Origin of the sequence: Paenibacillus sp. FSL H8-0332 (genome assembly GCF_037963835.1) — a bacterium.
In the GTDB taxonomy this organism is placed as follows: Bacteria; Bacillota; Bacilli; order Paenibacillales; family Paenibacillaceae; genus Paenibacillus_AQ; species Paenibacillus_AQ rhizoplanae.
The window spans coordinates 3,798,031-3,812,092 of record NZ_CP150145.1 but is presented as its reverse complement, the minus strand read 5'-3'; the positions used below and the strand labels follow the sequence as shown (position 1 = coordinate 3,812,092).

At 46.9% G+C, this 14,062-nt stretch carries 14 protein-coding genes and 1 pseudogene; 14 read left to right on the top strand and 1 reads right to left on the bottom strand.

All coding sequences use genetic code 11. From position 1 onward, the window contains the following. Window positions 1–12: 12 nt before the first annotated feature. The 14 genes and pseudogenes from NST43_RS16470 to NST43_RS16405 all read left to right on the top strand — a co-directional run bounded on the left by NST43_RS16470 (window position 13) and on the right by NST43_RS16405 (window position 13,320). Window positions 13–567, top strand: coding sequence for a DUF402 domain-containing protein (locus NST43_RS16470; RefSeq protein ID WP_209989668.1), 555 nt, complete (start codon window positions 13–15; stop codon window positions 565–567). 3 nt (window positions 568–570) lie between these two features. Next, complete coding sequence (locus tag NST43_RS16465) at window positions 571–1,227, top strand: YdcF family protein (protein ID WP_339218139.1); 657 nt, start codon at window positions 571–573, stop codon at window positions 1,225–1,227. Window positions 1,228–1,317: 90 nt separating this feature from the next. After that, the gene (locus NST43_RS16460; protein ID WP_209989672.1) at window positions 1,318–2,292 is read left to right on the top strand and encodes an AAA family ATPase; all 975 of its coding nucleotides are present in this window, start codon (window positions 1,318–1,320) and stop codon (window positions 2,290–2,292) included. Between the two features lie 32 nt (window positions 2,293–2,324). Then, window positions 2,325–3,614, top strand: a complete 1,290-nt coding sequence (gene hflX, locus NST43_RS16455) for a GTPase HflX (protein ID WP_209989675.1) — start codon at window positions 2,325–2,327, stop codon at window positions 3,612–3,614. Between the two features lie 176 nt (window positions 3,615–3,790). Next, on the top strand, window positions 3,791–5,044 hold the full coding sequence (locus NST43_RS16450; RefSeq protein ID WP_339218137.1) for a methionine gamma-lyase family protein: 1,254 nt from the start codon (window positions 3,791–3,793) through the stop codon (window positions 5,042–5,044). Between the two features lie 60 nt (window positions 5,045–5,104). Continuing rightward, window positions 5,105–5,638: an ATP-binding protein gene (locus NST43_RS16445; protein WP_339218136.1), complete on the top strand. Its 534-nt coding sequence runs from the start codon at window positions 5,105–5,107 to the stop codon at window positions 5,636–5,638. A 260-nt stretch (window positions 5,639–5,898) separates the two neighbouring features. Continuing rightward, window positions 5,899–6,309, top strand: a complete 411-nt coding sequence (locus NST43_RS16440) for a MerR family transcriptional regulator (protein ID WP_019910684.1) — start codon at window positions 5,899–5,901, stop codon at window positions 6,307–6,309. A gap of 29 nt (window positions 6,310–6,338) precedes the next feature. After that, entirely contained in the window at window positions 6,339–7,667 is a 1,329-nt protein-coding gene (gene glnA / locus NST43_RS16435) for a type I glutamate--ammonia ligase (protein ID WP_209989681.1), read from the top strand. Window positions 7,668–8,403: 736 nt separating this feature from the next. Further along, window positions 8,404–8,562 carry a hypothetical protein gene (locus NST43_RS16430; protein ID WP_339218134.1) on the top strand — a complete coding sequence of 53 codons (159 nt, stop codon included), beginning with the start codon at window positions 8,404–8,406 and terminating at the stop codon, window positions 8,560–8,562. A 117-nt stretch (window positions 8,563–8,679) separates the two neighbouring features. After that, window positions 8,680–9,231, top strand: a pseudogene (locus NST43_RS16425) (tyrosine-type recombinase/integrase). A 971-nt stretch (window positions 9,232–10,202) separates the two neighbouring features. After that, window positions 10,203–10,940 carry an NPCBM/NEW2 domain-containing protein gene (locus tag NST43_RS16420; protein WP_339218133.1) on the top strand — a complete coding sequence of 246 codons (738 nt, stop codon included), beginning with the start codon at window positions 10,203–10,205 and terminating at the stop codon, window positions 10,938–10,940. Next, window positions 10,940–11,236: a restriction endonuclease gene (locus NST43_RS16415; protein ID WP_339225445.1), complete on the top strand. Its 297-nt coding sequence runs from the start codon at window positions 10,940–10,942 to the stop codon at window positions 11,234–11,236. Before NST43_RS16420 ends, NST43_RS16415 begins: the two co-directional genes overlap by 1 nt. Window positions 11,237–11,720: 484 nt before the next feature. Then, window positions 11,721–12,443, top strand: coding sequence for a hypothetical protein (locus NST43_RS16410; protein ID WP_339218131.1), 723 nt, complete (start codon window positions 11,721–11,723; stop codon window positions 12,441–12,443). Between the two features lie 280 nt (window positions 12,444–12,723). Next, window positions 12,724–13,320, top strand: coding sequence for a hypothetical protein (locus NST43_RS16405; protein WP_339218129.1), 597 nt, complete (start codon window positions 12,724–12,726; stop codon window positions 13,318–13,320). Between the two features lie 209 nt (window positions 13,321–13,529). Here NST43_RS16405 and NST43_RS16400 read toward each other — a convergent pair whose 3' ends face one another. Further along, window positions 13,530–13,766, bottom strand: a complete 237-nt coding sequence (locus NST43_RS16400) for a hypothetical protein (RefSeq protein WP_339218127.1) — start codon at window positions 13,764–13,766, stop codon at window positions 13,530–13,532. Window positions 13,767–14,062 lie beyond the last annotated feature (296 nt).

Genomic DNA, 14,062 nt, shown 5'->3' with positions numbered 1-14,062 from the left:
AGGGTTATTCATATGAAACGTAAATTCGGAGACCGGGCCAATTGGCGCAGGATTACCCGCCGCCATTTTGCCTGCCGCTATGTGGAGACCCGGGAATTCAGCGGTTATATCACACTCTACACCATATACGGGCTGAAAGAGCCGCTATGGAAGAGTTACGGCAGGCATACATACCGCATAGCGGACAAGGGATATTCATGGCTGCAGTATTTTCCCAAGGACGGTAACTATATTGTGACGGCCATGTTTGATGAACGGCAAAATATTGTGCAGTGGTATATCGACACCTGCAAGGTCCAGGGCGTGACCGATCAAGGGGTTCCCTGGTTCGATGATCTGTATCTGGATGTTGTAGTGCTGTGGAACGGTGAAGTGTTCTTGCTGGATGAGGATGAGCTGGAGGAAGCGCTGGAACGGGAGGATATCACGGACAGTGATTATCAGTTAGCCTGGTCGACAGCCAATGCAATACTGCGTGCGATAGACGCTCATGCCTTTCCGTATTTCTCCCTTTCACTGAAGCATCGTGCCGAATTGTTTCATCACGGAGAATTTAGGAGGAAATAAATCATGGATTGGTATGTCTATCAACGGGATTCATCCCCGATCCGCAAAGTGTCGCGCAAGCGCCATCACCGTACGAAGAGGGTGCTGACGGTTTCGCTGCTGGTACTGATTGTGGCGGGATTCATCTGGTGCGGAGTAGTCTTTAACAGAATTAACAGTGCAGCAACCACCTCACCCCTGGTGAAGGCAGATGCCGGTATCATACTGGGGATGTCGATGTGGGGGGATGAACCGAGTCCGGGGCTGAAGGAAAGGCTGGATTATGCGCTTGAGCTGTATAAATCTGGTGCATTCAGCCATTTTGTCGTCTCCGGAGGGCTGGATCAGCCGGAGTATAAGTACACAGAAGCCGAAGGCATGAAGAGGTATCTGGTTGCCCATGGAGTACCGGACAAGTTGATCAATCTGGAGGACCAGTCTACCAGCACTTACGAGAACCTTCTCTTCAGTAAGACAGTCATGCAGCAGGAGGGATTGTCTTCAGCCGTCGTAATTACCCATGATTTCCATGGCCGCCGCGCCTTGGAGATTGCGCGTAAGCTGGGGTATAAGAACCCTGAGCTTGGTGTGACGGAGTCTAAAGTGATGTCGATGCTTAAGTATAAGCCCCGCGAAATCCTGGCCTACACCAAATGGAAATTCCAGGAGCTGTCGCTGTAAATCTGCTAATTTCCAAAACTGCTAATAACGCCTTTTATACTGGAATAGACTGGTTAGAGCAAGTCAGACCTGTATAATGAGGTGAACTAGGTGAACGGACATGTAGCGGCGGCAAGCAGTGGACGGGAAGAACGCAGACCGTCCAGGCAGATTAATATTGTGCTGAATAATCAGGCTCCGGCCCCGGTGTCCGGCTTGCCGGCTGATAGCGTTGGCGGCACGGCAACTCCCAAGACCGGCAGTCACAGCGGACTGTTCCAGGAGCTGAGCCGGGAACTGGATGCACTTGTAGGTCTGGATAACATCAAAGAGCTGGTCTTCGAGATCTATGCCCTGCTGCAGGTGGCCCAGATGCGCAGTGAAGCCGGACTTGCCACCGGAGGCCAGGCCTACCATATGGTATTCAAGGGCAATCCGGGGACAGGCAAAACCACGGTTGCCCGGATTGTGGCGAAGTTGTTCCAGCGGATGGGTGTGCTCAGCAAAGGGCATCTGATCGAAGTAGAGCGCGCTGATCTGGTAGGCGAATATATCGGACATACGGCCCAGAAGACACGGGATCTGGTTAAAAAAGCGCTCGGCGGCATTCTTTTTATCGATGAAGCTTACAGTCTGGCCCGCGGCGGAGACAAGGATTTCGGCAAGGAGGCCATCGATACATTAGTGAAATCGATGGAGGACCACCGCAGCCAGTTTGTACTGATTCTGGCCGGGTATTCCGGCGAGATTGATTATTTTCTGATGAGCAATCCGGGTCTGCCCTCGCGGTTTCCGATCCAGGTAGAATTTCCCGATTATACCATCGACCAGCTGCTGCAGATTGCCGAGCTGATGGCCAAGGACCGTGATTATATTTTGATGCCGCAGGCCATACTCAGACTTAAGCAGCATTTGCTTACGGAGAAGACAGAGAGTCTGCACGCTTTCAGCAATGCAAGGTTTGTACGCAATAGTATTGAGAAGGCTGTACGTGCACAGGCTGTACGGTTACTGAACCAATATGAGAGCACAAGTCCGGGCAAGCAGGAGCTGATGACGCTGCGGATTGAGGATTTCAAAGGATAGTATAGGAAGAATAGATAAGGAGCATGGAATGAATGGCAATTACAACACATGATACAGAGACCGAAATGCAGGACCGCGCGATCCTTGTCAGTCTGGTTACGGACAAAATTAAACGCACGGGCATAGATCCAGAGCTTTCGCTTCAGGAACTGGTACAATTAGCCGAGACTGCCGGGGTAGAGGTGCTGGATGTACTGCGGCAGAATAAGGAGACCCCGGATTCGAGATGGTTTATCGGTAAAGGCAAGGTGGAAGAGCTTCGCATGGCCGCTGACGGGCTTGGCGCGAATACCGCCATCTTCGATCAGGAGCTGTCCGGGGCGCAGGTACGCAATCTGGAAGAGGCGCTGGATCTCAAAATCATTGACCGTACGCAGCTGATTCTCGATATCTTCGCCGGACGCGCGAAGACCCGGGAAGGGATCATCCAGGTGGAACTGGCCCAGTTGTCTTATCTGCTGCCGCGCCTGTCCGGGCAAGGCAAGAATCTGTCGCGTCAGGGAGGCGGAATCGGTACGAGAGGTCCCGGAGAGAGCAAGCTGGAGACGGACCGCCGGCATATCCGTGACCGGATTACCGAGCTGAAGCGCCATCTGGACGAGGTGGTTAAGACCCGAGGGCTGCACCGCGAAAACCGCCGCAAGAGCGGTGCGGTTCAGGTGGCGCTTGTTGGCTATACCAACGCCGGCAAATCCACGCTGCTGAAGCAGCTGACCGATGCCGATGTGTACATCGAGAACCAGCTATTCGCAACCCTTGATCCTACCTCACGTGTGCTTCAGCTTCCAGGCGGCAAGGAGGTCGTGCTTACGGACACCGTCGGCTTCATTCAGAATCTGCCGCATGATCTCGTAGCCTCCTTCCGCGCTACCCTGGAGGAAGTGAATGAAGCCAATCTGGTGCTGCATGTGGTGGATGCCTCATCTCCGATGCGTGAGGAACAGATGCAGGTCGTTCAGACGATTCTGCAGGATCTGGGCGCGGCAGGCAAACCGCAGATCGTTCTGTTCAACAAGTCCGACCTGTGTCAGCCGGAGCAACTGGAAATGCTCCCGACCGGTGAGGGCTTCCTGAAGATCAGTGCTTTTAATGAGGACGACCTCTCACGGATCACAGAGATCATCAGCGATCAGCTGGCCGGGGATACTCTAATCTTCCGCATTCCCGGAGACCGGGGGGATCTGTCCTCTCTGCTCTACCGGGTGGGCGAGGTGCTTGAACAGAATTACGACGGCAGCGATGTGCTCTATAACGTGAGGCTGAATAAAGAGGATTATGATAAATGGAGCTACAAGCTGGCTGAATTCGTGGAGCCGCAATAATTGCTTATCTGACCCCGTTTGGAGCTTACTTGGCTGGTTAGAAATGAAGCATTCATAGCCCCGCATTGCAACAGTCTGCTTCGGATATTGATCCAGGCAGGCTTTGCTGTGCGGGTTTTCCCTGATGCAGAAGCGGAACATCATTATACAGGAATGTTAGGAGAGATAAAGGGGACATGGCAGGATTTGCAGAGGATTTATTACAGGCAGCGGAAGCTGCAGAGCTTGAAATCGAAGGTGCGGTTAAGGCGCTGGACCGGATTGTGGATCATAATCAGTGGAAGGTGATCGAAGCCTTCCAGCGTCAGCATGTGAGTGATTTTCACTTCGCGGGTTCTACCGGATATGCCTACAACGACCGGGGGCGCGAGGTGCTGGATCTGGTCTATGCCGAAGTATTCGGTGCGGAAGCTGCGCTAGTCCGGCCGCATTTTGCTTCAGGAACTCATACAATATCTACAGCTCTGTTCGGTGTGCTACGGCCTGGAGATGAGCTTCTGTACATTACAGGACGCCCCTATGATACGCTGCATAAGGTAGTTGGCAAGCCGGGGGATGGGACTGGCTCTCTGGCGGATTTCGGCATCGGCTACCGTGAGACTGCGCTGACAGAAGAGGGGAAGGTTGACTGGGATGAAGTCGCTTTGGCGATCAGCGACAAGACCAAGGTCATCGGAATCCAGCGTTCACGCGGCTATGACTGGCGTTCGTCCTTCACGGTCGCTGAGATTGGCGAGATGGCAGCACGGGTAAAAGCCATTAAAACGGATGTCATCGTATTCGTGGATAACTGTTATGGAGAATTCACCGAGACACTGGAGCCGCCGCAGGTAGGCGCTGATCTGGTGGCCGGTTCGCTGATCAAGAATCCCGGCGGCGGAATCGCCGAGACCGGCGGTTATATCTGCGGCCGCGCAGAGCTGGTGGAACTGGCGGCCTACCGCCTGACAGCACCAGGAATCGGCGGGGAGGTAGGAGCGATGCTCGGCACGACGCGCGGCTTGTATCAAGGTCTATTCATGGCTCCACATACGGTGGGACAGGCTGTGAAGGGAAGTGTCTTCGCATCCGCGGTATTCCAGCGCTGCGGCTTCACCACCAAGCCTGCCTGGCATGAACCGCGCACGGATCTGATCCAGGCGGTGGCTTTTGACGGACCCGAGCATCTGATTGCCTTCGTACAAGGTATTCAGCGCGCAGCAGCGGTAGACAGCCATGTCGTGCCTGAGCCTTGGGACATGCCCGGATATGAACATCCAGTCATCATGGCTGCCGGGACATTCATCCAGGGCGGAAGTCTGGAACTGTCTGCGGACGCGCCGATCCGTGCTCCGTATATCGGGTATATGCAAGGTGGACTAACTTACTCCCATGTAAAATACGGGGTGTTAATGGCTCTGCAGAGCATGAGGGAGCGCAAGCTGCTGTAGCATCTGTGCGGCATAGAAACCGTTATGTTCATATGTCAGGCTTGGAGAGGAGAGTAGACCTTGCAGGAAGCAGCAGCTATTGAAAACTTACTCCAGAGAAAGCAGGACAATGAAGCTCCGGTTGCTGTAATGATGTGTGGAGTAGCGGGATCGGGCAAGACGACCTTTGCGCTCAAGCTGGAGCAGGAGGGATTCACCCGGCTGTCCATCGATGAGGATATCTGGAGTACCCATGGCCGTTATGGCCTTGATTACCCGGAAGAGGCTTATGAATCCTTCAAAGAGCAGTCGGAACGCAAGCTGCGTAAGGAGCTAATAGAGCTGCTTGCCGGAAAGCGCCATGTCGTGGTTGATTTCAGTTTCTGGCAGCAGCGAAGACGCGACGAATACAAACAGCTGATCGAGCAGCACGGCGGGCAGTGGGTTTTGGTTCACCTGAAGGTAGAGCCGGAAGAGCTGCGCCGAAGGCTCCGCATCCGCAGCGCTCGCTTTGACGCCAATGCGGCATTCACCATTACCGAGGAGATTCTGACCCGTTTCCTGAACGGATTCGAGACGCCGGCGGGAGAAGGGGAATGGGTCATTGAAGCATAACATGACATGAAGCGGGATAACGGGACTGTGATGTCGAATACAGGCTTGCCGCAGCCTTTGCAGCAGCCTGTGATTTTGCGTGAGGATTGCTCTATGTGATATACTTCGGGGAGCCTGATCCCATGCATCTGGCACTTTGATCTCTTAATCTCACAATGGGTGAAAGAAATCCTGTGAGAAAAACTCACATACCATTGACACGCCATATTAGGAAATGTACAATGAGATGAGAAAAAGATCATTGGAAGGTTGGATGAGTCATGGGTGATGAAATCCGCAGAAATATGGCATTATTCCCTATTGGAATCGTAATGAAGTTAACTGATCTATCTGCCAGACAAATTCGTTATTATGAGCAGCACAGCCTGATCGTACCTGCGCGTACCTCCGGCAACCAGCGTTTGTTCTCTTTTAATGATGTCGAACGTCTGCTTGAGATCAAGGCGTTGATTGAGAAGGGTGTAAATATTGCCGGCATCAAGCAGGTGATGAATCCTGTCTCGAAGGAATCTGAAGAAGCTACGGTTATTACCCCTGACACAGAGGTGAGACGTAGAGAGTTGTCTGATTCGCAGCTTCACCGTCTGCTGAAGCAGGAGCTGGTTTCCGGTAAAAGACCGGGACAAGTGTCTCTAATCCAAGGTGAGCTATCCCGGTTTTTTAATAAATAATATAGAGCTGTTGAAAGGGAGAGGGTAACGTGAGCTTTACTAAAGAGGATATTCTGCGCATTTCCAAGGACGAGAACGTCCGGTTTATTCGCCTGCAATTCACCGATTTGCTGGGAACGATCAAGAATGTTGAGATTCCAGTAAGCCAGCTTGAAAAAGCACTCGACAATAAAATGATGTTCGATGGCTCTTCCATCGAAGGTTATGTGCGGATTGAAGAATCCGACATGTATCTGTTTCCGGACCTGAGCACTTGGGTAATCTTCCCTTGGGTGACAGACAGCCGTGTAGCACGTTTGATTTGTGATGTGTACATGCCGGACGGAACACCGTTTGCCGGAGATCCGCGCGGTATCCTCAAACGTTGTCTGCAGGAAGCGGAAGAAATGGGCTTCACTGCTATGAACGTTGGACCTGAGCCGGAATTCTTCCTGTTCAGAACTGATGAGAAGGGCAATCCGACCACTGAGCTGAATGACCAGGGTGGATATTTCGATTTGGCGCCGATGGATCTTGGGGAGAACTGCCGTCGTGAGATCGTATTGACATTGGAGGAAATGGGCTTTGAGGTTGAAGCTTCCCACCATGAAGTGGCTTCCGGCCAGCATGAGATTGACTTCAAATACGCCGATGCCATCAAGGCAGCGGATCAGATTCAGACCTTTAAGCTTGTCGTGAAGACGATAGCCCGTCATCACGGCCTGCATGCAACCTTTATGCCTAAGCCTTTGTTCGGCATGAACGGATCGGGTATGCACGCCCACCAATCCCTGTTCAATGGCAGCGAGAATATGTTCTACGATGAGAGCGATAAACTGGGTCTTAGCAAGACAGCCCGTTATTACATGGCAGGGATTCTGAAGCATGCACGTGCTTTTGCTGCAATCACCAACCCGACGGTTAACTCTTACAAACGTCTGGTTCCTGGTTATGAAGCACCTTGCTATGTTGCATGGTCTGCAAGCAATCGCAGCCCGATGATCCGTATTCCGGCATCGAGAGGGCTTAGCACACGCGTTGAGGTTCGTAATCCGGACCCGGCGGCTAACCCGTACCTTGCACTGGCTGTAATGTTGAAGGCAGGTCTCGATGGAATCAAGCGTAAGCTGGATCTTCCAGCGCCGATTGACCGTAACATCTATGTCATGTCCGAAGAAGAGCGGATTGAAGAAGGCATCCCAAGCCTGCCGTCCGATCTGAAGGAAGCCCTGAACGAAATGATCCGCAGCCACGTGATCACCGAAGCCCTCGGCGAACATGCCCTGGCCCACTTCTACGAGCTGAAGGAAATCGAATGGGATATCTATAGAACCCAGGTCCACGAGTGGGAAAGAGATCAGTACATGACGCTTTACTAGGATACAGCAGCCCCTGGCGCTATACGCGCTGGGGGCTTTTTTGTATTTGTGGGAAGTTGAGGGGGAGTTATGATAAAAGAGGACATTATCACAAGGTTACCATATTTGTGAGTGTAGAAGTCTGAAGTGCTTTGCACACTTCCGTGACCTTATCTTGCTTGAAGAAATTAAGTTACATGCTCTATCAACAGACTAAAGACTACGCCATTGCTTCACTGGCGAATACGCTGATATTCAGGGTGATTTAGACTTCGTAACAATCGATTATGGACGGGGCAGGATCAAAGATGGTGAAATCGACTAAGATAACTCAACAACTGCGACGAGTAGATAACTGGAGAAGTTTTTTGCCCAACAACATAATATGGTGTGAATTCCGAAGTGTACCAGCATGAGTCCCAAATATAATAAAGATACTGAGGCGAGAGCTTTCTTACTATTCCATATCTGGTTGCGGTAATCTGTGACGGGCATATCACCCCGCAGCTCATGCCTACCACTTCCTGGCGACCGTGATCTCAGCGGCTAAAGATATGGATCGAGAACGAATCCGTCCAGATGAACTAATAAGTTCTGGACATCATAAAAACAGTCGATGGCCTTCTAAAGGGGGTAGTGCTACGAGGAACTCTTGATAAGAGTTCTACGCTCAAGCACCATCGGCTGTTTTTATGATATAAAGCACATTCACAAGTGTTCTTCTCAGAAGATAATAGATCTTAAAGAGGTGATAACTATGACAGAGGAACAGGCAAATACTATGATTAATCTTTTAGGGAAAATTTACAATAAGCTTGATAATATTGAACCTGCTGCAGAAAAAACGTACAAGATTGTTTCCGAACTTGAAGATTTGAAGTATGCTGTGAAAGCTATAAAAGATAACATGCAATAATTACAATCGAATGCTAGGTAATAAAACAAAATATTCATTTACATCGTGAGCGCCCTTCGAGGCGCTTTTTATTTTGCTCAGGAAAGTTTTCCTTAACTCTATATTGGAGGTGATGAAATGAAATTCGTACAACCAATACGAGATCCCCAAAAATTAGATGCTATGAAGAAGTACTTGTATTTCAAGAACGTCCGTGACTTCATCATGTTTTTTGTTGGAATTAACACAGGCTTTCGTATTTCAGACATTCTTCCCCTGACAGTCCGCGATGTTAAAGGGACGCACATAACGATAACCGAAAAAAAGACCAAGAAAATAAAGAGTGTGCTTATTCGAAAATCACTTCGGAAAGCACTAGATGCCTACATCAAAGACAAAGCCGATTTTGAATATTTATTTCCCAGCAGGAAGCGTAAAAGAGGTAAAGCATATCCGATCACGCCAAACATGGCGTACAAAATCATTAGAGGCGCCGCCAAAGAACTTAATCTCGAAGAGTTCGGTACTCACTCCATGAGAAAGACATTCGGTTAGAGATTGTACCTTGAAACGAAGGACATAGCGTTACTAATGGATCACTTCAATCATTCGGAGGAAAAGGTGACTCTGAGGTATGTAGGGCTACTACAGGATACCCTAGACGATGCTTTAGAGGACTTTGAACTCTAACGAATGAACTACAATAGGGTCATGATGAATTCATTTGAGGGAGTAAAGAACAAAACAAATCACATCAATGAAAATCCGTACTTTACGAATAACATACAATATATATTAAAGTGAATTCAATTAACAAATATTAGTAGAATACAGCAAGCAGCCCAAGCCTGAGTTCAATCTGAGGCTTATTTTCATTAGTAACGTTTGACCTATTTAGACCTTTGAAAAGTGAATCCAACTCAAATATGTAGTAGGGCCGAGGTGAGGATAGTTGACAAGGGAGAAAAGCCCGGATCGTGAAAAGGCGCTGAAGATATGGCTGAAGAGTGGATGGCAGAGGAAACCGAGCGAAATAGCGAAGGATTTAGGGGTCAGCCCATCACTAGTCCGCAAATGGAAAAGTACCGTAAAATGGAAAGACATTCCTGAGACAGCAGGGCGTCGAGGTGCGCCAAAAGGAAATATAAATGCGAAAGGGAACAAAGGTGGTAAGGGCGGGCCTGAAGAGAATCAGAAGGCGCTAAAGCACGGATTCTTCAGCAAGTTCATGCCTCAGGACCCCGAATATATGGAGATCCGTGAGATTGTTGAAACCATGAGCCCGGCAGATATGATCTGGGAGAACATGCTTAGTCTATATCAACGTTCTTGCTCCGTTCCGAACATTCCCGGTTTTTTCTTAGTCAGGACCTTCGTAACATCGTCCTTGTCCTTGACATGCGTAATACGGCGACCCCAAATAAATTGACCGCACAATGGCCGTTCATTAGGGTTACAGCATGATATATTTGTACTTTGGAAATCAGGCGAGAGTGACGCGCACGGCCGCACCTGCGGCGCTTTACCGGGGCGTACCTTCTCTCGCTTTTTCGTTTATGATGAATCTTCAAAAATTCCCTGAATTATTTGAAAGGAATAGGTGTTTTTTTGTCGAATCCATGTTTTAGGAAATACATACTGATTCATAGGAGAGTAGCATAATGAAGGATAAGTTTAAAGGATTAATGGTTGGACTTACAATTGGTTCATTGGTAGCAGGTTCTACAGTGTATGCCGGAACAAATGTTAAGTTGAACGTTGTACTGGAGAATATAAAGTACATGTTTAATGGCGTTGAGAAACAATCCTCACAATCAATTATCTATAACGGACAATTGTACGTCTCAGCAAGTTCTTTTGCTAAAAATTCAGGTAAAGATTTTACCTATGATGGTAAGAGCAAAACAGCTTGGGTTGGAAAGAAAGAAGGGACATTTAAGTACTTATCTGATATTTCTTATGCTCGTACAGACAAAGATGCTGCTGTATTCCATTTTGACAAATGGGTTGAGGTTGGAGATCCAACAAAAGCGTATAGCGGTGAATTCAGTATCAGTGATAATAAGTATTTACACGGCATAGGCTTGGAAAATAGGTTTTTTATGTCCAATAAGGGCCTCGGATCTATCGAATACAACTTAAATGGTAAGTACAAAAAGCTCACTGGATATATTGGTATTGATGATCATTCCAAAGATAGTGCTAATCCAGGAACAGTTAAATTTATTGCGGATGGGAAGGAAGTATACTATTCATCTGAAATGTTAGGTGGAGATTTGCCAAAAGAAATCAATTTGGATATGTCTGGTGTACTTAAATTAAGAATTGAGTTCACAACTTTAGGAGAAGATTATAAAAGTTCAACCATGATAGACTTTGTAGAAGCTAAGCTTTTTTAATAGCGGAGGTTACAAAGGCTGCTGGTGACTATGGTGCAGATTTGGTTCTTTCCAAAGACGGGAAACGAATTGTCGTTCAGGCTAAACGCTACAGTAAGAATGTTGGTCTGAAAGCAGTACAGGAGGTACGAGGGACAGTTTCGCATTACGGCGCTTCAGCTGCTTGGGTTGTTACTAACAGAGATTATACTGAACAAGCTTACAAACTTGCAAAGTCAAATAATGTGCGTCTCATCGGTCGTGAAGAACTTATCGAAATGCTCCTTCAAATGAGAGAAAAGATGATGGCTGCTTAAAAAGCTGATAATGCTAAGACGAGTGCCTGAACGAAACAGTGAGCAATTTAAAGCATAATCTGTAAATTGGTGTGATCAAGTCCTCAATTCACTGTTGGTGGTTATGACTCTTATTTCGCCGGCTCTGTAAAATGGTCTTGTCCTCCTTTGATACAAAGTCTGTAAAGATTTTAAGCAAAGAGCGCAGCACATTTGCTGCGGGTGCGGAGCGGACGCCACCGATCTGGCCAGGCTACCAGCACACATAGTAACTGTATACATATTCCGAAGTCGCTCATTACTGGGCGGCTTTTTTTATTGGGGGAATTATTATGAAGAAGAAGCAACATCAGCAGCGGTTGAAAGATCCGCTGAAGCAGCCAGCTAAGTGTAAAGGCCGCATATGGGGGCGTTGGGAAGGATTATCATAGTTTTTTTGGCAGGGTGAAATGTTAGAAGGTAAAAACTCCCTAAACGTCGAATTTTGATGATTGGGAGGTGGCACATGTTTTCTATTCATGATCTAACTGGTGCAGAAGCTAGGATGATCCACATTGCTGAGTATGAATATGGAGATTATTTTAAAGTTGCTAATAGTATCGTTATGTTTCTGTGGAAGTTTAGCGGAAAAATAGATCCGGATTTTTGGATTTTTGCAGCTTTTTTATCTCAGGTGCAGAAGAGTGCTCTGTTAGCGTTGATGTCAGCAGTGCGCCAGCATGATATTCAAACAAGTATGATGATGAGATATACATTAGAATCAGCGACTTTGGCGGTATATAGCACACATGAGAAAAACGAAGATTGTTATCACGAAATAAAAGCAGATGGTACCGTGTTGCCAAAAGATGCTTTGAGGAAGGCATATAAATGGATGCCGAAGGCTTATCCCGAATACAACCAAGCCGTGAAATTTCAGAAAGATACTCTCAACAAGTACTCGACGCATGGGAATATACTTCCATCAGTATTTAATGTGGATTTTCAAGAGGACGGCAAGGTAAGATTTAATTTTTTTGACACAACAACTAAGGATTTAACTAATTTCAAAATATGGTGTACTGCCGACATATGTTTTAAATTTCTCAATGTGATTGGTTATATCAATAAAGAACAACCGTTTTTTGACTCAGTACCAAAGTTCAATATGATAATGAGTGAATACAACTCGCAGATTAATCTTCTAAAGGAAAATCTACGACAGACTGAAACATTCAAAGGACTTTAAGCGCCCAAAGCGGGTGCTTTTTTGTGCTCTTATGTGACCTTCTGTGAGCTGTTCTCAGGGATTTTATTCAGGAACATGTGTTTGTGTTGAAGGGTAGAAAAGAGCAGTACGGGAAGGTCCTCTCCGTCTCCTGCTGCATTTTCGCCTAACCGAAGATGAAAAACCAACTCAACTCAAAGGCAAGGGAATCAGAGAGCAGTTTTCATCCTTGACCACTATCACAAGTTGTCTGATACTGGAAGATGAAGCGTTCAGACTGTATAGTGAGGGGACCGGAAAAATGAATTTTCTTGAATGGTTGAGTGGATTGAACTGGGATGTTTTATTGAGTGGCGTAGTCGGGGCGATTTTTGGCGCATTGGGTAGCATTATAGGGGGGCTATGGGCAACGAAGAGTAATATCAAGTTGCAACGAGAAGAGGCACAATTAATTGAGATGAGGAATCTGAAATTGAGCGCTGGAATCATCTATAATGACATATTAAGTCTTTTAAAAGAGATGGTTTACATGTCTAATTCAGAGCCAATTAAGAATATGGGTTTTGGATCTCATAATTCTAGATATGCTGATCATGTAGCAAATTTGAAAGATAAACTAAGTCCAGATGAACAATATGCTTTACATTATCTATACGGTCTTTTAATGAGATTTCAAAGAATCTGTCAAATTGAGACACATAATTTATCAGAACTAGCGGCATATGAAATGTCATTAGGAAAGGTGTTTGAACGATTTTGCAAGGAGGTCTACGGAAGTACAGAGAAATTTAGAATTCAAACTGGTAACCTTTCGCTTAAAAATTTTGATTACGCTCTAAGAACGATGGAACCACCTTTTGTGAAACTCTTTAATACTTTAGATGAATTGAGAAAATGAGGCGCCTTCGTGTGCTTTTTTTATATAGATATGGACTTCTGTGAGGCGACTAAGGCCTTGTAATTGAGGACATTCGATTGTAAAGGTGAAGTCGGGGAACAGCCAGTGTTGTATAAGCTAGGCGGTGAGCTGACGCTTTTGAGCCTGACCCTTCAACAAAACCATAAAAACATAAAGGCCCCCTACAGAATATGTAGGGGGCTTGTTTATCATTTTGAATCCATCAGTAATTGAGTGATAGCTGAAAGAAGATCTGGCGTATAAGCTACTTCAAACTCAGGACCTTGCCGAGGAGCTCTACCATGTGGTCGAATATTTAATCGAAGACAAGGCTTTCCTGTAAAACCATCTTCAACATAAGTTACTCTTAAGCTTTCGACTCCTTTAACCGTTTCAATTTCTACAAATTTTTGATTAGACGAGTCAGTTTTAATTTCATGGCCCATTTTAGCCCTCCTACAAATATGTACTACTCGTTAGTTCGTACAAAAATCACACTGGTGCCAAGGTTTACGGTCTCAACCTTCCAACCGGCATTTAACCAAGAGTGGGCTTGAGTTCGGCTGGGATGCATTGTGTTAGCCCACCAAGTTCGATCGGTGTGAGAAGAATCAGGAAGTTTATCTCCGAGAATCCTTTCAATTTCAGAGTAGGACATCTCAACCTCAATCTGATTTTTTAATAATCTTCAAGACGGGAATATTTGTTCATAGATAACCTCCTTATGTTTCCTAAATTATAC